Source organism: Gracilibacillus caseinilyticus (assembly GCF_022919115.1).
In the GTDB taxonomy this organism is placed as follows: domain Bacteria; phylum Bacillota; class Bacilli; order Bacillales; family Amphibacillaceae; genus Gracilibacillus; species Gracilibacillus caseinilyticus.
This window is the reverse complement of the sequence record NZ_CP095072.1, coordinates 3616577-3638065: the sequence shown is the minus strand read 5'-3', so window position 1 is coordinate 3638065 and position 21489 is coordinate 3616577. Positions and strand designations below refer to the sequence as shown.

The 21489-nt window shown below is 38.8% G+C and carries 18 protein-coding genes; 17 read left to right on the top strand and 1 reads right to left on the bottom strand.

All coding sequences use genetic code 11. From position 1 onward, the window contains the following. Positions 1–352 precede the first annotated feature (352 nt). The 14 genes from yfmF to MUN88_RS17375 all read left to right on the top strand — a co-directional run bounded on the left by yfmF (position 353) and on the right by MUN88_RS17375 (position 15105). Positions 353–1636 (top strand): EF-P 5-aminopentanol modification-associated protein YfmF, encoded by a 1284-nt coding sequence (gene yfmF, locus MUN88_RS17440; RefSeq protein ID WP_244717358.1) that lies wholly within the window; start codon positions 353–355, stop codon positions 1634–1636. Next, entirely contained in the window at positions 1626–2912 is a 1287-nt protein-coding gene (gene yfmH, locus MUN88_RS17435; protein WP_244717355.1) for an EF-P 5-aminopentanol modification-associated protein YfmH, read from the top strand. Before yfmF ends, yfmH begins: the two co-directional genes overlap by 11 nt. 9 nt (positions 2913–2921) lie before the next feature. Further along, positions 2922–3641, top strand: coding sequence for an elongation factor P 5-aminopentanone reductase (ymfI, locus tag MUN88_RS17430; protein ID WP_244717351.1), 720 nt, complete (start codon positions 2922–2924; stop codon positions 3639–3641). A 91-nt stretch (positions 3642–3732) separates the two neighbouring features. After that, positions 3733–3990: a DUF3243 domain-containing protein gene (locus MUN88_RS17425; RefSeq protein WP_244717348.1), complete on the top strand. Its 258-nt coding sequence runs from the start codon at positions 3733–3735 to the stop codon at positions 3988–3990. A gap of 256 nt (positions 3991–4246) precedes the next feature. Then, a complete protein-coding gene (locus MUN88_RS17420) occupies positions 4247–5155 on the top strand; it encodes a helix-turn-helix domain-containing protein (protein WP_244717345.1) in 909 nt (302 codons plus the stop codon). A 68-nt stretch (positions 5156–5223) separates the two neighbouring features. Continuing rightward, entirely contained in the window at positions 5224–5802 is a 579-nt protein-coding gene (pgsA, locus tag MUN88_RS17415) for a CDP-diacylglycerol--glycerol-3-phosphate 3-phosphatidyltransferase (RefSeq protein WP_244717342.1), read from the top strand. After that, entirely contained in the window at positions 5802–7049 is a 1248-nt protein-coding gene (locus MUN88_RS17410) for a competence/damage-inducible protein A (RefSeq protein WP_244717339.1), read from the top strand. The genes pgsA and MUN88_RS17410 overlap by 1 nt, the downstream gene beginning before the upstream one ends. Positions 7050–7240: 191 nt before the next feature. After that, complete coding sequence (gene recA, locus MUN88_RS17405; RefSeq protein ID WP_305852475.1) at positions 7241–8284, top strand: recombinase RecA; 1044 nt, start codon at positions 7241–7243, stop codon at positions 8282–8284. 273 nt (positions 8285–8557) lie between these two features. Next, positions 8558–10114: a ribonuclease Y gene (gene rny, locus MUN88_RS17400; protein WP_244717337.1), complete on the top strand. Its 1557-nt coding sequence runs from the start codon at positions 8558–8560 to the stop codon at positions 10112–10114. 703 nt (positions 10115–10817) lie between these two features. Next, positions 10818–11615, top strand: a complete 798-nt coding sequence (ymdB, locus tag MUN88_RS17395; protein WP_244717335.1) for a 2',3'-cyclic-nucleotide 2'-phosphodiesterase — start codon at positions 10818–10820, stop codon at positions 11613–11615. 124 nt (positions 11616–11739) lie between these two features. Next, entirely contained in the window at positions 11740–12000 is a 261-nt protein-coding gene (locus tag MUN88_RS17390; protein WP_244717333.1) for a stage V sporulation protein S, read from the top strand. A 103-nt stretch (positions 12001–12103) separates the two neighbouring features. Further along, a complete protein-coding gene (locus MUN88_RS17385) occupies positions 12104–12988 on the top strand; it encodes a dipeptidase (RefSeq protein ID WP_244717331.1) in 885 nt (294 codons plus the stop codon). Positions 12989–13101: 113 nt separating this feature from the next. Further along, positions 13102–14679 (top strand): tRNA (N6-isopentenyl adenosine(37)-C2)-methylthiotransferase MiaB, encoded by a 1578-nt coding sequence (miaB, locus tag MUN88_RS17380; protein ID WP_244717329.1) that lies wholly within the window; start codon positions 13102–13104, stop codon positions 14677–14679. Then, entirely contained in the window at positions 14680–15105 is a 426-nt protein-coding gene (locus MUN88_RS17375; protein WP_244717327.1) for a YlbF/YmcA family competence regulator, read from the top strand. A 497-nt stretch (positions 15106–15602) separates the two neighbouring features. Here the strand turns inward: MUN88_RS17375 and cotE are convergent, their stop codons facing one another. Next, a complete protein-coding gene (cotE, locus tag MUN88_RS17370; protein ID WP_244717325.1) occupies positions 15603–16166 on the bottom strand; it encodes an outer spore coat protein CotE in 564 nt (187 codons plus the stop codon). A gap of 387 nt (positions 16167–16553) precedes the next feature. Between cotE and MUN88_RS17365 the strand changes: the two genes are divergently transcribed. From MUN88_RS17365 to mutL, 3 genes are all read left to right on the top strand, one after another. Further along, positions 16554–16916: a VOC family protein gene (locus tag MUN88_RS17365; RefSeq protein ID WP_244717323.1), complete on the top strand. Its 363-nt coding sequence runs from the start codon at positions 16554–16556 to the stop codon at positions 16914–16916. Positions 16917–17023: 107 nt separating this feature from the next. Beyond that, the gene (gene mutS / locus MUN88_RS17360) at positions 17024–19624 is read left to right on the top strand and encodes a DNA mismatch repair protein MutS (protein ID WP_244717320.1); all 2601 of its coding nucleotides are present in this window, start codon (positions 17024–17026) and stop codon (positions 19622–19624) included. Beyond that, complete coding sequence (mutL, locus tag MUN88_RS17355) at positions 19625–21481, top strand: DNA mismatch repair endonuclease MutL (RefSeq protein WP_244717317.1); 1857 nt, start codon at positions 19625–19627, stop codon at positions 21479–21481. Positions 21482–21489: the final 8 nt, after the last annotated feature.

The window sequence follows — 21489 nt, the reverse complement described above, 5'->3', positions numbered from 1 at the left end:
GTTGGTCTGCGCTAAGGTTTAGATCTACAATGGAGGCATGAGATAGCGTATTGATTGGTATCCTCATGTGACGATCCATAATATCTGCTTCATTCTCTATACTATATGCATAGCACTGTTGCTTTAGCTGTTTCTAACGTTGTAGAACCTCACTAAAGCGTATTTAGTTAACATTATGCATACCTTGTTAATGGGTTCATGAAAAGACAGGTTTTTTGTTCATTTTTGTACTGTTAGTCCGTTGTCTGACTCTGCACGAAAGAATAAAAGATGGCCAGGCTTGTCAATTAGCATAATACTTAGTATTTTTGATAGAATATACAAGAGACTAAAATGACAAAGGGGTTTAGTTATGGCAGATACAATCGAAAAGATTATCCCGAAAGACGGTTATGATTTACATTTACTACATACAAAGAAGTTTAAAACGATTCACGTGTCGTTAAAGTTCACTTCCAAGTTAGCGAGGGAGCATGTGACGAAAAGAGCACTGTTACCTTACGTGCTGCAACAAGGTACAAGTCGCTATCCTACAGCTATTCAGCTTAGACAGCACTTAGATGAATTGTATGGTACAGTACTGTCGATAGACAGCAGTAAAAAAGGAGAACACCACATTCTTACCATACGTTTAGAATTGCCAAACGAACAATATATCGCTGGGTCAGAAAATCTGCTTGATGAAGCGATTTCTTTTCTTAAAGAAGTCATCTACCATCCAAAGGTAGATGCACAAGCCTTCGACTCAAGCATTGTTGCAAGGGAAAAGCAGACCTTACTAAGTAAAATCGAGGCATTGAAAGAAGATAAAATGAGTTATGCAAATACCCGAATGATTGAAGAAATGTGTAAAGACGAAGCGTATCATTTGCGAGTGCATGGTTATGAGGAAGATCTGAATCAGATCACCGCAGAAAATCTTTTTGCGTATTACCAGGACATACTCAAACAGGATCATTTGGATGTATTTGTTGTTGGCGATATAAATGATTTGCAGATAGAGGATCGTATGTCCTCCCTGATTACAGAAAGACAGCAACGAAAGATCGAGAATAGCCCTGTTAAAAGCGGAGGGAATGATCAGACGCTTGTAGAATCTGACGATATTCAGCAAGCCAAATTACATTTTGGTTATCGGACTGGTATTACTTACAGTGATCCAGCATATGCCTCCTTACATGTATTCAATGGATTATTTGGTGGGTTCCCAAGCTCTAAGCTATTTATGAATGTGCGTGAAAAGCACAGCTTGGCCTATTATGCCGCTTCCAGAATAGAAAGTCATAAAGGTCTCATGTTCGTGTTTAGCGGGATTGCTCCTGATCAATATCAGAAAGCAAGAGACATAATTCTTGAACAAATGGAGCAGATGAGGGCTGGTGATTTCACGGACAATCAACTGGCTGAAACGAAAGAAATGACTATCAATCAATTACGTGAAACACTTGATAACCCGCAAGGTATGATTGAACTGCATTATCAACGTGTTCTGGCACAATCTACTCTCTCTCCAGAGCAATTATTAAACGATGTGAAGGCTGTGACGAGAGAACAAGTGGTGCAGGTAGCGAAGAAGATTGAATTAGATATGATTTACTTGTTAACTAGCAAGGAGGCCGAGCAAAATGAAGCATAAACAATATCAGCAAACTGCCGAATCAATTTATCAAGAAACATTACCGAATGGATTACGTGTATTTATTCTGCCAAAAAAGGAAATGGCAAAAACATTCGCTATCTTTACAACTGATTATGGCTCCATTGATCAAAGTTTCGTTCCGTTGAATCAGCAGGATATTCAAACAGTACCAGATGGGATCGCACACTTTCTTGAGCATAAATTATTTGAGAAAGAAGACCGCGATGTGTTTCAAGATTTTTCAAAGCTTGGTGCATCCGCTAATGCGTTTACTTCTTTTACGAAAACCGCTTATTTATTTTCCGCTACTGCTAAGATAGAGGAGAACTTAACGACATTGATTGACTTTGTTCAAGATCCTTATTTTTCTGAACAATCTGTTGAGAAGGAAAAAGGGATTATTGGACAGGAAATTAAAATGTATGATGATCAACCAGACTGGCGCGCCTTTTTTGGTACGATCAAAAGCATGTATCATAAACACCCTGTTCAAATTGATATTGCTGGTACCGTCGAATCGATTGCAGACATAACGAAAGATGATTTGTACACCTGCTACCATACGTTTTACCATCCAAGTAATATGGCGTTATTTGTAGCAGGGAATGTGGATGCCGAAGAGACGATGACCTTGATAAAAAACAACCAGGACCAAAAAACATTTGCAGCTCCGAATCCGATTACGAGAAAATTCCCGGATGAGCCTGTTGCTGTTGCGGAAAAAGAAAAAACGATTAATATGCCAGTAGCAGTTCCGAAAGCACTTGTTGGGATTAAAGAGGCCATTATTCCGAAAGAACCAAAAGCCTTTATGAAAAAAGAGTGGATGATGGATATTGTCATGGATTATTTATTTTCCAGAAGTGGTACAGCGTATGAGCAATTCTACAATGAAGGATTAATTGACCAATCATTTAGCAGTGAATCACATTTGGAGCGTAATTTTGGATTTAGCATCATCGGAGGAAATTCGAAGAATCCGGATAAATTAGCAGAATTTATTAAAGATGAATTGCTGCAACTGTCAAGCAACCCAATTGACCAGCAAGGCTTCGAACGGATTAAAAAGAAAAAAATCGGTCAATTATTACGTGCGATGAATTCATTAGAATTTATCGCTAATCAATACTCCCATTATCAATTGCTTGGAATCGACTTTTTTGAAAGTGTAGAATGGCTAGAACAATTAACGTATGAAGAAACGGTCGAATTCACAAAAAATTGGATAGTTGAAGCACAACTTTCCACTTGCTTTGTGAAACCGAACGAATAGAGATTTGCTATGGAGAAACGAACAATTATTACTGGTGCCAGTGGAGAAATAGGAGCTGCTATTGCAATGAAGCTAGCTAGCGAAGGACACCAGCTGTTCCTACACTACAACCAGAATCATGCAGCTATAGAACAATTATGTCAGCAGTTATCTGATGATTGTATAATCGGTGGCGTCCAGGCCGATTTATCAACCGCTGCCGGATTAAGTTACTTTCTGGATTATATACCAGAGGAGATCACTCACCTGGTAATGACAAGCGGCGCAGCTTATTACGGATTATTTCAGGACATGACAGATGATGAAATGGAAATGATGCTGCAGCTTCATGTTACTTCACCATGGAAGATTACTCGTGCGCTCATACCAGAGATGATTCGGCGGAAATTTGGCAAAATTGTATTGATTACGTCCATTTGGGGACAACATGGTGCTAGCTGTGAAGTGGCTTATTCTTCTGTGAAAGGTGCACAGAATACTTTTATAAAAGCATTAGCAAAGGAGCTTGGACCAAGCCAAATTTATGTAAATGGAGTGAGCCCTGGCTTTATTGATACCAGAATGAACAATCATTTAACAGATATGGAAAAACAACAACTTGTAGAAGACATACCATTACAACGAGCTGGACTTCCAGAAGATGTCGCAGGCGCTGTCAGCTTTTTATGCAGTGATCAATCCTCCTATATTCAAGGAGAAGTAATTGGTGTAAATGGTGCGTTTAGTTAATTTCTTCTTTATATTTTGTCTTTATTTGTGTGCATAATTTTCGAGGTAAAATCGAATGCTAATCATGTATGCTGATAAAGGAGGAATGAACATGTCTGTTATTGATAATTTTGATTCATGGAAAGACTTTCTAGGTGATCGTTTGCATGATGCACAGAACAATGGGATCAGTAATGCAGCTATTTCAGAACTTGCCTATGATATTGGTAACTATTTATCAACAGAAGTGCAAGCGAAAAACGAGCAGGAAAAAATTCTACGTGACCTATGGAATGCAGCGGATCAAAAAGAGCAGCATGCCATTGCTAACATTATGGTAAAGCTTGTTCAAAACGAAGGTTCAAAATAATTTAGCGGTTGGCCCTATAAATCATTTCTGATAATGGTTTATAGGGTTTTTCACTTCTTGGATCTTTCTACCTTTATTAAATTTTCTTTTCGATAAAATATCACTTTTCAATTGGAATATTTTAAGATATGATAAGAATATATTGTTTTCATATTGAAACAAATGGAATATACGATACGTCATATATATTGTGTAAGAATACAAATAAACTTACTAAGCGTAATATTGACAAATGATTTTATGGATGGTGTTACATATGGGTATTGGAGAAAGATTAAAAGAGGAACGCGAACGGCAGAACATGACATTACAAGATGTCCAAACCATGACGAAAATACAAGTACGTTATTTAGATGCAATTGAACAGGAACGGTTTAACGTTATGCCTGGTTCTTTTTACGTACGGGCTTTTATTAAAGAATATGCAACGATATTAGGAATAAATCCCGATGAATTAATGGAAGAATATAAAAAAGATTTACCTTTTGATCAGGAAGAACAAGTTTCGCTTTCACGTGTGAACAGCAGTAAAAAGAACAGTACATCTGTGAAAACCCCGACTATTTTTTCATTTTTGCCGAGTGTGATTGTGGTATTGCTAATCATCGGTATTGTTGCAATGATCTGGCTGTTTCGACAGGGGATTTTTGGGGAAGAAGATGATAACAACAGCACACCGGCAGACAATAATGACAACAGTGCAGGTGAGGAGGTAGAGCTTCCTCCAACACAGGAAGGCAACGAAGAAAGCAATGGTGAAAGTGAAGAGCAAAGCAATAGTGAAGAGGGTACAAACCAGGAAAACGATCAAGTCGACGAAACGGAAGTCGATGAACCAACTACTGGTATAGTCCTTGACAGTTATGAAAATGATGAGAGCAACTATACGATCACAACTTCAGAAGAGCAGCTTACGCTGGAAATTACAACAAATAATAAAAACTGGTTAGAGATTGAGGATCAAAGTGGTGAAAGTTACTATAATAAGACGTTAACCAAAGATGCTGGCCCTGTCGAAGTAGATATAACAAATATAGAAGAACTTTATTTGCGGTTTGGTGCGCCAGAAGATATTAATATTAATATCAATGGTCAATCTGTCCCATTATCTGAAGATATTCAAGCAGGCGTGCAGGAAGCTTGGTTTACCATTGAAAAACAATGAAAATATGACAAACCCTCTTTTTCTCTTAATAAAGAGGGTTTGTTTTTACGACATAAGGAGTGGAGAACATGAATATACCAAACAAAATTACGCTATCACGTATTTTATTAATCCCTATTTTTATATTGCTATTATCTTATCCATTTGAGTGGGGGATCTGGGAAGTCGCAGAACAGTCGATTCCGATTTCGCACCTTGCAGCAGTTATCATTTTTGCTATTGCTTCGGCTACTGACTGGTTAGATGGTTATTATGCGAGAAAATATCAACTCGTAACTAACTTAGGGAAGTTCCTTGATCCTATGGCGGATAAATTATTAGTGTCAGCTGCATTTATCCTGTTAGTAGAATTAGGAATTGCGCCAGCCTGGATCGTGATTATTATTATTAGTCGTGAATTTGCCGTTACCGGGTTACGACTAGTCGCAGCTGGCGAAGGAGTGGTATTGGCAGCAGGGCAGCTTGGTAAGTTAAAAACAGTCTTCCAAATACTCGCCATTATCGTATTATTGCTGCATAATGTTCCGTTTTCTGCGGTTGACGTACCAGTAGATATAATCTTGTTGTATGTTGCGCTAATCTTTACTATCGTTTCTGGTTTGGAATATTTTATTAAAAACTGGCATGTGATGGGAGATTCGAAATAATGACTGAAGTAAAGGCGGAACTGATATCAGTAGGTACAGAGCTTTTGTTAGGGCAAATTGTTAATACTAATGCTGCCTGGATATCTGAACAGCTGGCGGATAAAGGAATCTCTGTTTATTATCACACCGTTGTGGGCGATAATTTATCCAGACTGACCAATGTGCTTAAAGAAGCAGAAAAGCGGTCAGATCTTATACTAATAACCGGTGGTCTTGGCCCAACTGAGGATGATTTAACTAGAGAAGCCTTTCATAACCTGTCAGGGCTGGCAATTGTCGAGGATCGATCCACTATTGACAAAATGGAAGCATTTTTCTCGAAAAACAATCGTGTTATGACACCGAACAACCGCAAGCAGGCACACATTTTTGAAGGGGCGAAGGTTTTGCGGAATTCGGTTGGTATTGCACCAGGCATCATTGTCGAACATGAGCAAATCAATTGGGTGTTTATGCCTGGTGTTCCAAGAGAAATGAAGGCGATTATGGCAGAAGAAGTGTTACCTTACTTACAAGAAAAACTGCAGTTAAATACGGTGATTTTCTCAAGAATGCTTCGTTTTATCGGAATAGGAGAGTCACAACTTGAGCATGAATTACGTGACCTCATTGCGGCGCAAACTAATCCAACAATTGCGCCGCTAGCTTCTGAAGGGGAAGTAGCCTTAAGGCTTACAGCAAGAGCCAGTAATAATGCTGAAGCTGAACAATTGATTGACGATGTGGAAGCACAGATTTCAATACGAGTTGGTCAGTATCTCTATGGTTACGATCAGGTAAATATTGCCCAACAAGTGTATGCAAAGTTAGTACAACAAAATTTGAAAATAGCCAGTGCAGAAAGCCTGACAAGTGGTGCATTTGCTTCTAGTATTGTTGAAGAGGGTGGTGCATCTGCTGTTTTTAATGGTGCTGCAGTAGTCTATCAATCGTTAGCAAAAGAGGCGGTACTGAACATAGATCATAACTTGTTAGCAGAGCACGGTACCGTTAGCAAAGCCTGTGCGGAAGCGATGGCAGAAAAGGTCAAACATCTGTATCAATCCGACATAGGGATCAGTTTTACCGGAGTTGCTGGTCCAGATGAATTAGAAGGTCAGCCTGTCGGCACTGTTTACATTTCGATTTGTGATGCTAACAATCAGTTCGTGACAGAACGTTTTCAATTTAAAGGAAACCGGCAAACGATCCGAAGTCGTTCGGTAAAAAAAGGATATGAACTACTGTTTTACCATTTGCAAAAGTGAAACAAATTTTTTAATATTTAAGAAAAAGCATTTTTCCTATGATTTTGACAGGGGAAATGCTTTTTTACCGTCAAAAAACTGATTTAGGTTCGCATTTTTTTGAAAAAAACGGGAACATTTATTCGTTTTTTACTTGTGAAAAAGGGTAAAAGATTGTAAGATAGAATTAGCAATATGAAGGAGGAATAATTGTGAGTGATAGAAAACAAGCCTTGGATATGGCGTTAAAACAAATTGAGAAACAGTTCGGTAAAGGTTCAATCATGAAGCTTGGTGAGCAAGCGGAACAAAAGATTGCAACAGTATCAAGTGGGTCAATTGCTGTCGATGTTGCTTTAGGAGTTGGCGGTTATCCGCGAGGCCGAGTTGTTGAAATATATGGTCCAGAGTCTTCTGGTAAAACTACGGTTTCTTTACATGCCATTGCTGAAGCGCAACGTGCTGGTGGACAGGCTGCCTTTATCGATGCGGAGCATGCACTTGATCCAGTTTATGCGAGAAATCTAGGAGTAAATGTTGATGAGTTATTACTATCTCAGCCGGACACGGGAGAACAGGCTTTGGAAATTGCTGAAGCACTTGTTCGAAGTGGTGCGGTTGATATGCTTGTTATTGATTCGGTAGCAGCGTTAGTACCTAAAGCAGAAATCGAAGGGGAAATGGGTGATGCGCATGTTGGGCTTCAAGCGCGTTTAATGTCACAGGCATTGCGTAAATTGTCTGGTGCCATTAATAAATCCAAAACAACTGCGATCTTCATTAACCAAATTCGTGAAAAAGTAGGGGTTATGTTCGGGAACCCGGAAACGACGCCAGGTGGTAGAGCTCTTAAATTCTATTCGTCTGTTCGTCTGGAAGTAAGACGTGCCGAAACGTTAAAAGTCGGGAATGAAATGGTCGGGAATAGAACAAGAATTAAGGTTGTCAAAAATAAAGTGGCACCACCTTTCAAGCAAGCAGAAGTAGATATCATGTACGGAGAAGGTATTTCACGTCCAGGTGAAATATTAGATATTGGTTCGGACTTGGACATCGTTGTCAAAAGTGGTGCCTGGTATTCGTATAATGATGAAAGACTTGGACAAGGACGGGAAAATGCGAAGCAATTCCTGAAAGAACGCCCAGAAGTATTAAACGAAATCTATCAAGCAATTCGTGCGCATTACGATATCGGTGATGCGAGTGAAGAAGCGGATGATAATAAAGAAATGCAAGATAGCTTGCTAGAGGAATAATCGAAAAAACCGCAGTCATTTTATGGCTGCGGTTTTTTGCAGAAGAGACTGAACGTGTTCACTTGAATGGGGAGCAGACATGCTGCTGCTTGTTATTGCTATTCACAAATAGAATGCAAAATCTTTACAATCCTTGACATCCTTGTCATAGAAGATTAAAATTAACATGTATAATTAAAACATACTATTATACAGTTATTTATTTTTATGCGTATTATTGTACATGCCGACTTAAAACAGTTGTACAAGTTTATAGCAAGAGGAGGTGAAAGTATGGACTATAACATTGTCATCTCCATTTTGCTTACATTTGTCGGTATTGTTGTTGGTTATCTGATTCGAAAACAAATTGCTGAGAAGAAGATTTCGAGTGCAGAAGAATTAGCAAAACAAATTGTAGAAGAGGGCTATAAAAACGCTGAGGTTGCAAAGAAAGAAGCATTACTGGAAGCAAAAGACGAAAACCACAAAATTCGTCAACAAGCTGATGAAGAGCTCAGAGAACGTCGGGCAGAGATTCAAAAGCTTGAAAGTCGTCTCATGCAAAAGGAAGAAAATCTTAATCGTAAAGATCAGACACTAGACAAGCGTGAGCTATTGCTAGAGAAAAAAGAAGGTTCGCTGACAGAAAAACAACAACAAATTGAAGAAATGGAAAGCAAAGTTGGAGAAATGTTAAGCGAGCAAGAAGCAGAACTAGAACGGATTTCAGGATACACAACAGAACAAGCAAAACAAATTATTTTACAACGTGTCGAAGAAGAAGTCACACATGAATCAGCAGTGATCATTAAAGAGGCTGAAAATCGTGCAAAAGAGGAAGCAGATAAAAAAGCTAAAAATATTTTATCGCTTGCATTGCAACGCTGTGCCGCTGATCACGTCGCCGAAACGACTGTTTCCGTTGTCAATCTTCCGAATGATGAGATGAAAGGTCGAATAATTGGTCGTGAAGGTCGAAATATTCGAACTTTAGAAACACTGACAGGTATTGATTTAATCATTGATGATACACCTGAAGCAGTTATCTTATCTGGTTTCGATCCAATTCGTCGGGAAATTGCTCGAATTGCGCTTGAGAAACTAGTGCAAGATGGGCGAATTCACCCAGCTAGAATTGAAGAAATGGTGGATAAATCGAGACGAGAGGTCGATGAATATATTCGAGAATTTGGAGAGCAGACAACTTTTGAAATAGGCGTTCATGGTCTTCATCCTGATTTAGTGAAGATATTAGGTCGATTAAAATATCGAACAAGCTATGGACAGAATGTATTAAAACACTCTACAGAAGTGGCTTATTTATCCGGTCTATTAGCTGCTGAGCTCGGAGAAGATCAAACACTTGCTAGACGTGCCGGTTTATTACACGATATTGGTAAGGCTATTGACCATGAAGTAGAAGGTAGCCACGTTGAGATCGGTAAGGAGCTAGCGACGAAATACAAGGAAAATGATATAGTAATCAACGCCATTGCTTCTCACCATGGTGATGAGGAAGCGACATCTGTTATCTCAGTTATTGTCGCTGCCGCGGATGCACTGTCTGCTGCTCGACCAGGAGCAAGAAGCGAGACACTTGAGAACTATATTAAGCGATTAGAAAAGCTGGAAGAGATCTCTGAGTCCTACGCTGGCGTTGAGAAATCTTTTGCTATTCAAGCTGGTAGAGAAATTCGTATCATCGTCAAACCAGATGAAATTGATGATGCTGAATCGACCAAAATCGCACGTGATATTCGAAAACGAATAGAAGATGAACTGGATTATCCAGGACATATCAAAGTAACTGTTATTAGAGAAACTCGTTCAGTTGAATATGCGAAATAGAGAGACTAGGTTCTAGTCTCTCTATTTTTTGTCATAGGCAAATAGCAGAATAGAATCTAGCTTCAGAATAAATGTAAAGCTTCTCATAATATGGATTATGTTAACTAGCATTGCGATCATTTTGATATAATATATGTGCTGGGATATCGCTTCGGCCAACCACTTCGCGTCCTGCGGGGCACGGCTGAAGCTAACTTTGTGAAGAAAAATCGTTTCACAAAGTGGATCTTCAGCGCCTGCCTGTCCCGCGGGAGTCTACGTGGTTGGCCTACGCTGATGTATAGCTCCACAATTCATGCAACAGCTAGGATATGGAGCGCTATCTGCGAGATTTACATCTTAGTTTGATGAAATACAATGCCTAGCACGACTGCTTTTAGCTGTTACATACGTTGTAGCACTTTCCTCAAGCGTAGGAAATAGGCGGAGACTCCCGTGGGATCAGCGCGAGCTGAAGATCCAATTAGGAAAGAAAAGAATTTTCTTTCCTAATTTAGCTGAAGCCGTGCCCACAGGACGCGGAGCCTATTTCCGGAGCTTTGCTACGCACATACTCTTGTCAACATTACCATACTAAAAAAAGTTCTAGTTTACATAATCCGTATTATCGGTAGATGCATATATAAGATGTATGAGCAATTTTTGACTTTTGAAACATTGTATGCAAGACTATGGGTACTATAATAGAAAGGTAGAACACTTCATGAAGATTTTATTTATTGGTGATGTTGTAGGTTCACCAGGAAGAACGATGGTACAAGAATATTTACCTAAATTAAAAGCGAAATACCAGCCGCACGTCACGATTATTAATGGGGAAAATGCGGCTGCTGGAAAAGGTATAACAGAAAAAATTTATAAAAGCTTATTGGAATGTGGAGCACAAGCGTTAACAATGGGGAACCATACGTGGGATAAACGTGAAATTTTTAATTTTATTGATGATGCCACATATATGGTTCGTCCAGGAAACTTACCTCCAGATACACCAGGAAAGGAAATCGTCTATATAAAATCGAATGGTAAGGAAATTGCTGTCATTAATTTATTAGGGCGGACATTTATGCAGCCCGTTGACGATCCTTTTCGCAAATTGGATCAATTGGTTCACGAAGCAAAAAAACGTACAAATCTTATTTTTGTCGATTTCCATGCGGAAGCTACTAGTGAAAAACAGGCATTTGGCTGGTACGCCGATGGAAAAGCGAGCGTGGTTGTTGGAACGCATACCCATGTACAAACGGCTGATAACCGAATATTACCAGGTGGTACAGCATACATCACAGATGTTGGTATGACAGGACCATATGATGAAATATTAGGAATGGAAAAAGAATCAGTAATCAAAAAATTTCTTACAGGATTACCTGTTCGGTTTGAAGTGCCTAAAACAGGACGTTCACAATTAAGTGGAGTATTAATAGATATCGATACTGCAACTGGCAAAGCAAAACAAATGGATCGTATCTTAATAAATGATGATCATCCATTCTTTTCTTAAGCCTTGCTACTACCGAATAATTTGAAATTTTGTCCATTATCCTTCATAATAATATGGAATATCTTTCATTATCATGAATATAGTAAAAGTGGGATAACAATAGCATTTGAAGGAGGTACCAGGAATGGATATATTAAAAGTTTCAGCAAAATCGAATCCGAATTCTGTAGCAGGCGCACTTGCAAATGTATTACGAGAACGTGGTTCAGCGGAAATCCAGGCAATAGGTGCTGGTGCACTTAATCAAGCAGTGAAGGCAGTTGCAATCGCACGTGGCTTTGTTGCTCCGAGTGGAGTCGATCTCATTTGTATTCCAGCTTTTACAGATATTATCATCGATAATGAAGAAAGAACAGCTATTAAACTGATTGTTGAACCAAGGTAATAAGGAAATATAGTAACCTGTTTGTTTTTTAACAAACAGGTTTTTATGTATTCTACTAACAGAGGTGTAGAAGATGCTCATAGATTGTCATTGTGATGCGTTAATGAAAATGTGGTTATACGATACCGATTTTCTGGATCAGCGTTTACATGTCAATTACCCAAGGTGGATGAACAGCCCGGCACAGGTGCAATGCTTCGCCATTTATATTCCTGAACATGTGCCGACAGAGGCTAAATTCACGGTTGCTTTACATATGATTGATATATTTTATGAACGAATTATTAAGCCTTATCGTAATATTCGAATTGTACAGTCGGTGAGAGATATGGAATCATTGGAGCTACAGGAAAAAGGAGCATTACTCACATTAGAAGGGTTAGATTGCATCGGATATGAATTGTTCAAGCTTCGAACACTGATACAGTTAGGTGTAAAAATGATCGGAATGTCTTGGAATAATCCGAATCTGGCTGTAGATGGGATCGGTGAACAGCGTGGTTGCGGCCTGACTGATTTGGGCAGAAAAGTAATTGAACTTGCCAATCAAACAAAAACCTGGATAGATCTTGCTCATATATCGGAACAAGGATTTGACGAAGCCGTAGAACTTGCAGATCACATTATTGTGTCTCATGCCAATAGTAGAGTGGTCATGCCGCATCCGCGTAATTTAACTGACCGGCAAATACAAGCGATCGTTGCCAAAGATGGTTTGGTTGGTCTGACATTTGTACGTGATTTTGTTGCGGATAAATCTGTTGTTACCATCAATGACCTTTTTGAGCATATCCACTATTTTCTACAATTAGGGTGCGAGAATCATCTCGTTTTCGGTTCGGATTTTGATGGTACAGATCATCTTATTGATCGAGTACAGTCGATTGAAGATTATCACTTTCTACAAGGGAAAATGCGACAAACTTTTCCTAAAGGAGTTAACAAAAAAATACTATTTCAGAACTTTCTCGCACATTTCCCCAACTAAATACAAAAATTCGAGAAATACGCTTTGTATTTCGCTGTTTTATCCCCTATAATAGATGAAGTAGTTTTATCTTTTGTTGGATTGGATATTGGGGTAAGAAAGGAGATAAAAACATGAATGAAAAACAACGATTAGAAAATCAACAAATCAAACAGTCAAATTCGCCGGACGTAAAATCCGATACGAATGACAACTTAGATCGTTTAAAAAACATGTCAAGTGATGACTTGATTTCTAAATATTTTCAGACGACATATGAACCACCGAATATGCGTAAAGCAAAAAAGCGTTTGAAAAAAGATGTCGATATTCATTATGATTTTGATATTCCACTAGAAATGAAAGCGGTGGGTAAAGGGAAAAAATTCATGATCCGCACATACGGCTGCCAAATGAATGAGCATGACACGGAAATAATGGCAGGGATTTTGACTCAAATGGGGTACACATCAACCGATGATACCCATGAAGCGGATATCATTCTGCTGAATACATGTGCAATTCGAGAGAACGCGGAAAACAAAGTGTTTGGCGAATTAGGGCATCTTAAGCCGTTAAAACTGGAAAAGCCAGATTTAATTCTTGGAGTTTGTGGCTGTATGTCTCAAGAAGAGTCTGTTGTCAATCGCATATTGAAGAAGCACCCATTTGTCGATTTGATCTTTGGAACGCACAATATTCACCGTTTACCGCAATTAGTTAATGAAGCGATGTTCGGTAAAGAGATGGTTGTTGAGGTTTGGTCAAAAGAAGGTGACATCATTGAAAACCTTCCGAAGGCACGCCGAGGCAAGATCAAGGCATGGGTGAACATTATGTACGGATGTGATAAATTCTGTACCTATTGTATTGTGCCTTATACAAGAGGAAAAGAACGAAGCCGTATGCCTGATGATATTATTCAGGAGGTTCGCCACCTTGCGGCTCAAGGTTATAAAGAAATTACCTTATTAGGACAGAACGTAAACGCATACGGTAAAGACTTGGAGTTTGAATATGGATTAGGTGACTTAATGGAAGAAATAAGTAAAATTGATATTCCGAGAGTCCGTTTTACTACTTCTCATCCAAGAGACTTTGACGATCGTCTCATAGAAGTGTTGGCACAGGGGGGTAATCTGTTAGATCATATTCATTTACCAGTACAATCCGGCAGTTCTGATGTTTTACGAGTGATGGCACGTCGTTATACAAGAGAAGACTACCTTGAACTTGTTGGTAAAATTAGAAAGGCGATGCCAAATGCAACGTTAACAACAGATATTATTGTTGGTTTTCCAAATGAATCAGACGAACAATTTGAAGAGACTTTATCTTTAATGGAAGAAGTAGGATTTGAGAGTGCCTACACATTTATCTATTCACCAAGAGAAGGTACACCTGCTGCACGTTGGGAAGACAATATTCCAATGGAAGTGAAAAAAGAACGTCTGCAACGCTTAAATGCAATTGTGAATAAACAATCAGCAGAGGCTATGGAAACATACCAAGGCGAAACAGTTAAGGTATTAGTCGAAGGGGAAAGTAAAAAAGATCCTGATGTCTTGTCTGGCTATACTGAACGTAATAAATTAGTTAATTTTAGAGGACCAAAATCTATTATCGGTGACATTGTGGAAGTGAAAATTACTAACACAAAAACATGGACACTGGATGGAGAATTAGTTGAATCAGCAGTTGAGGTGAATTAAATGGTGAATTATACAAGAGCAGAAGTGCTTCAAGAGGCACGTAATCTTGCAGAAAAAATGGCTAATATTGATGAAATTGACCGTTTCAAACAATTAGAAGCGAAATTAAACGAAAACAACAAAGTACAAAGCTCCATCAAAAAAATCAAAGCACTGCAAAAGCAAGCTGTTAACTTTCAAGCATATGGAAAACAAGAAGCATTAAAGCGAGTAGAGGAAGAAATTGATCGTCTCCAGAAAGAGATTGATGAAATTCCTGTTGTGCAAGAATTCAAAGATTCTCAAGTTGTGATTAACGATCTGCTTCAGCTGGTAACTAACACAATTGCTAGAGAAATAACCAACGAAGTGATTCGCTCAACAGATGGAGATTTGTTATCAGGCGAAACAGGATCCAAAAGAAAAAACAGCAGTCACTCCTGCTAAATGTAAAAATGACCAGCAAAATTGTTGGTCATTTTTTTGTGGGAAAATATACAGTTGAAGCCTTTCAGGTGATGTACAGCAAGATGTCATGTAAAGGATTGAAAAAATAAAAGTAAGGATACTTATAATACAGATTATGTTAAATAGCCTAGTGCTAATTTTGAAATGATTTATGCGTTAGGATATCGCCCCGGCCAACCATTTCGCGCCCTGTGGGGCACGGCTGAAGCTAACTTTGTGAAGAAGATCGCTTCACAAGGTGGATCAAGTCGAGTGTGAAGATCCCAGAGGAAAGGTTTTTCTTTCCTAGGAAGCTGATCCCGACCCCACAGAAAGCGGAGCATATTTCCGGAGCTTTACTTAGTAGCATATACAACATATCAATATTATCACATTGACATACAGCCCAGCTTTACATAATCCGTATTATAGGAAACTTTATATTTGCTAAAGTTAAATAAAAAAATACAGTGTGAGCATGCCCCACACTGTAATCATTATTCTTCTTCGTAATCATCTAAAAAGTCTGGATCGATTTCGTCTAGCTCATCATCGGAAACATCAAAATCCCAATCGTCATCATCATGTACCTTTCCATGTGGATCTACTTTTACACAGATTTTTGTTTCTCCAATTACTTCGACAATAAATTCTCGTTCCACATCGACTACGATTTTATTGCCATGTGTTTCTATGCTGCATTCTAAGCAATTTGGCTGTTGAATTACTTTGGCAATGACTTCACAGTCGTCTCCGATATGGTGTTTGTCACGAATTGAAAGTGGTACATAGTCACAATACTCCACCTTTTCTGTTACTACTTCTGTTCTGGTATTATCATTATAGGCATACCAGATGTTCACGTCGTAGCTTCCACGAATTTCAACAGTATCTTTTTTAGTTAATTTTGCCTGATAGATATGGTTAATGATCCAGCAACCTAAGATACTTGACGGACGATGAGCTGGTGTGATTGTATTTGTATCCTGTTTGAACTTTCTTCCTTTGCCAATAACCGCTTTTGTTATAATTTCTCGGTATTGTTGGTCTAAATAAGACATCGAATTATAACCTCCCTCTAATTTCAATTACATCATATGCGAGACATTCGTCTATAGTGCAACCATTCTTCATAAAAATGTCTGGCTATAGAACCTACAATATCCTATGCAAAAGCCTAGAAATGTGTACGTGTGAAATAAATCAGAAGGAAAAAAAGCCCTAATATTGATCTCGGAAGCTACCCAGCAATGTTACTGTGGTCGGGAATGACAATGCACCCATGTTTTAGTTCTAAGGAGAGTGGACTTATTTTCTGGTTATTGCCATGATGACATTTTAACTAAAAAATAAATGCACGAAATGTACTCACCTTGTTCAGATTATAATTACCATAATACACAGCCTTTGGTAAAATAAAGTTAGAATTTATAGTAGGAGGAGATTAAATGATCAAAGGCGTACATCATGTACAAATAACCATACCAAAAGATGCGGAGGAAGAAGGAAAGAAATTCTACTGCGGGTTACTAGGATTACCAGAAAAAGAAAAACCTGAAGCATTACAAGGACGAGGTGGTTTCTGGCTGGAGGTTGGTGATCGGGATGTTCACGTAGGAACTGAATCAGATTTTGACCGTTATTCTACAAAGGCACATATCGCCTATCAGGTAGATAATTTACCATATTGGAAAAAAATTTTGGAAAAAGAGCAAATAAAGATTGTAGAAGCGGTACCTATTTCAGGTTTTGACCGGTTTGAGTTTCGGGATCCGTTTGGGAATCGGGTGGAGATGATTCAGCCGAAGTAAATTATCAGCTGAGATCAGCAACTGTAATGATTGAACTCTTTCTTTATCCTTTATCTTTTTCTATGCTATAATATGACGAGAATGAAAGAATGTTGGGGGATACAATAATGGGTTTTACGCCAATGATACAGCAATATTTAAAAATCAAAGCAGATTATCAAGACTGCTTTTTATTTTTTCGATTAGGTGATTTTTATGAAATGTTCTTTGAGGATGCAAAAAGGGCAGCACAAGAACTTGAAATAACATTAACAAGCCGTGATGGTGGTGGTGAAGAGAGGATACCGATGTGTGGTGTTCCTTTTCATTCTGCAGAAAATTATATTAAATCGTTAGTAGAAAAAGGCTATAAAGTCGCAATATGCGAACAGGTCGAAGATCCGAAATCAGCTAAAGGCGTTGTGAAACGAGAAGTGGTACAGTTAATTACACCTGGTACGGTAATGGAAGGTGCCATGCTTGATGATGAAGAAAACAATTACCTTGCCATTGTGACGGAAAAAGAAGAAGGTCACTTTTCATTAGCATATACGGACATGTCCACGGGTGAGACATTTGTCATGGCGATCCATAATGGCTGGAATGCCGTGCTAAGCGAATTAGTCAACCGACCAATTAAGGAAATAGTGGTGGAAGAGGATTTCAACAAACCATACGTTGATGATTTAAAAGATAAACTACAGTTTCCAGTCTCTACTGCAAAACCATCCACTCAAGATGACAGTATGGCTGTGTTAATAGAAGAAATTACAGACACTAACCTACGAAATACATGTCTTTTGCTATATCAATATTTGTTTCACACACAAAAACGAGCCATCGACCATTTAAAGAAAGCACAAGTAATCGAATTAGCCGAGTATATGACATTGGATATGTATTCCCAGCGCAATTTAGAGATTACAAATTCATTGATGCGAAAAGAGAAATTTGGCAGCTTGCTATGGGTAATTGATCGAACTGTGACGGCGATGGGCGCAAGAAAATTAAAAAAATGGCTCGAACGTCCATTACTAACCAAGTCCTTAATCGAACATCGTTTAGATCTGGTTACTGGTTTTTATCAGCAGTTTTTTGAGCGCGAAGAAATCAGAGAGGCGCTGCAATCCATCTATGACTTGGAACGATTGTCAGGTCGAGTTTCATTCGGTAACGTTAATGCAAGAGATTTAATCCAATTAAAACGTTCATTATCTAAGGTCCCGATGATCAAAGAACAGTTGCAGCAATTTGATGATCACGCACTCCATGATTTAGCTCGTAATCTCGATCCATTACCAGATCTGTACCAATTATTGGAGACAAGTATTTCAGAAGATGCACCGATTTCGATTACAGACGGCAATATTTTGAAAGATGGCTATCATAACGAATTGGACCAATACCGTAATGCTTCAAGGAATGGTAAGCACTGGATAGCAGAATTGGAGCAGAAAGAAAAACAAGAAACGTCAATTAAATCGTTGAAGATTGGCTTTAATAAAGTATTTGGTTATTACATTGAAGTAACACGTCCAAATTTGCCGATGATTCCGGAAGGGCGTTACCAGCGGAAACAAACGTTAACGAATGCAGAGAGGTTCATTACAGAGGAATTGAAAGAAAAAGAAACACTGATTCTAGAAGCAGAGGAACAAAGTGTAGCATTAGAATATCAATTATTCCTTGAAATCAGAGAAAAGGTAAAACAATATATTCCAGCATTGCAGCGTCTGGCTGATCTCATTAGTGAGGTAGATGTGCTGCAAAGCTTTGCCACGGTTAGTGAGGAAAATAATTTTGTAAGACCAACATTTTCAGATGTGCGTCGCATTCGTCTTGAAGAAAGTCGACATCCTGTCATCGAAAAAGTGATGAAGGGTGAGCAGTTTGTTCCTAATTCTATTGATCTTGCTGATGATAAGCATTTGTTACTCATTACAGGACCAAACATGTCTGGTAAGAGTACGTATATGCGACAATTAGCTTTGACAGTAATCATGGCCCAAGTCGGTTGTTACGTACCGGCAACTCAGGCGGAATTGGCAATTGTAGATCAGATTTTCACCAGGATAGGTGCTGCGGATGATCTCGTATCTGGTCAAAGTACGTTTATGGTCGAAATGCTTGAGGCCAATCATGCGATTCAGCATGCGACTGAAAATAGTTTAATTTTACTGGATGAAATCGGAAGAGGCACGAGCACGTACGACGGAATGGCGCTTGCCCAATCCATTATTGAATATATTCATGATCATATTCATGCCAAAACGTTGTTCTCCACTCACTATCATGAGCTAACAAGTCTTGAGGAGAGTCTAAGTGCATTGAAAAACATCCATGTTCGTGCAGAAGAAATCGAAGGAAAAGTGGTCTTCCTTCATCAGATTCATGAAGGAGCGGCGGATGAAAGTTATGGTATACATGTTGCTCAACTAGCAGGGTTACCAGATTCGTTAATTCATCGAGCGAACACAATACTGTCTCAGTTAGAGGGTTCTGAACAATCTGTGCACTCAGTTCCAGAAAAGAAATCCAGTGATTATTCGATGGAACAAATGGCGTTTTTTGCGACAGAAGAACCAGTCAAACAACAGCCATCGAAAAAAGACAATGAGATAATTCAACGTTTGAACAAAATAAATCTATTGGAAATGACACCAATGGATGCGATGAATCAACTTTATCAACTTCAGAGGAAAGTAGAAGAATTAAAGGGGCGAAACTAAATGCAAATCAACCAATTGCCGGATCATCTAGCTAACCAAATTGCAGCAGGAGAAGTAGTGGAACGTCCGGCCTCTGTTGTCAAAGAGTTAGTCGAAAACAGCGTTGATGCTAATAGTTCGTGGATTAAAGTAGACATTGCAGAAGCGGGTCTGCAAGAAATAAAAGTGTCTGATAATGGATCAGGCATTCCGCATGACCAGTGTAAGAAAGCATTCTTACGTCACGCAACAAGTAAAATAAAGAATGAAACGGATCTGTTTCACGTCCACACACTAGGGTTTCGTGGTGAAGCACTTGCAAGTATTGCTGCAGTTAGTCGCCTTATAATTAAGACTTCTACAGGTGAAGAAGCAGGTACAAAAATGGTACTAGAAGGTGGACATGTTAAAGAAGATGGACGCAGTGATGCACGGCAAGGAACGGAGATCACGGTACAGGACATCTTCTTTAATACGCCGGCAAGATTAAAATATTTAAAGACGGTGCACACGGAATTAGGTCATATTACTGATATTATGAATCGAATGGCATTTTCACATCCGCATATTCGATTTGAATTAACACATAATGGCAAACAGATTTTTCAAACAACTGGAAAAGGAGATATCCGTCAAATTGCTGCTTCTGTCTATGGAATGGCAGTCGCGAAGCAGATGATTCCAGTAGAAATTAATACATTGGATTATCAGATAAAAGGTTTTATTGCGAAGCCCGAAGTGAACCGGGCAGGCAGAAACTATATCTCTACTATTGTAAACGGGCGTTATATTAGAAGCATTGGTCTGGCAAAAGCGATTACGAATGGTTTTCATACCTTTCTTCCGATTGGTCGGCAGCCAGTTGTGATCTTAGCAATTACAATGGATCCATACCTAATTGATGTCAATGTGCATCCGACAAAATTAGAGGTTCGATTTAGTAAGGAAAAAGAATTATTTCAAGCAGTTGAGCAAATGATTAAAGATGCTCTTCATCAGCAACGATTAATTCCATCAGGTCAGACAAAAACAATTAATAAAGAAAAGACAGAACAGCCTCAATTTTCATTTGACGTACAACATTCTGTAACACAACAAGATAGGCTGCCAGCTCACTCTTCATCAGAACGAGAGCAGAATGTGCAAGCTTTGGAGGAAGTCGTTCGTGAATCAACGCCAATTCATGACTCAATTGGTTCATCACCGGTGGGAGAGGAAGTTGAATCATCGTTACTAGCAGAAGAGGAGACTGGCGTGGACTTACAGGATGAGATCCAAGAGGAAGAGGATCAGCCACGGGTTCCAGTCATGTATCCTATTGGACAGCATCATGGCACCTATATCTTAGCCCAAAATGAAAATGCTCTGTTTATTATTGATCAGCATGCTGCACAAGAACGGATCAAATATGAATATTTCCGTGATAAAATTGGGAACGTGGAAAGTCATGTGCAAGATTTGTTAGTGCCATTAACTTTTGAATTTACACAGCAGGAAATTCTGTTTATCGAGCAATATCAAGAAGAACTTCAAAATGTTGGTTTATTTTTTGAACCGTTTGGCCAAAATGCCTATATCGTAAGGTCTCATCCCAATTGGTTTCCACGTGATGAAGAGGAATCCATCATACGTGATATGGTTGAACAATTAATACAGGATAAACGTGTTGATTTGCACAAATTGAGGGAAGAGGCAGCGATATTAATGTCATGCAAACGATCAATTAAGGCAAATCATTACTTGAATTTAGAAGATATGCAGCATTTACTTGATCAATTAAGAACGTGCGAAGAGCCATTTACTTGTCCACATGGCAGACCAATAATTATTCAATATACTACTTACGAGATGGAAAAAATGTTCAAACGAATTATGTAATAGATGAA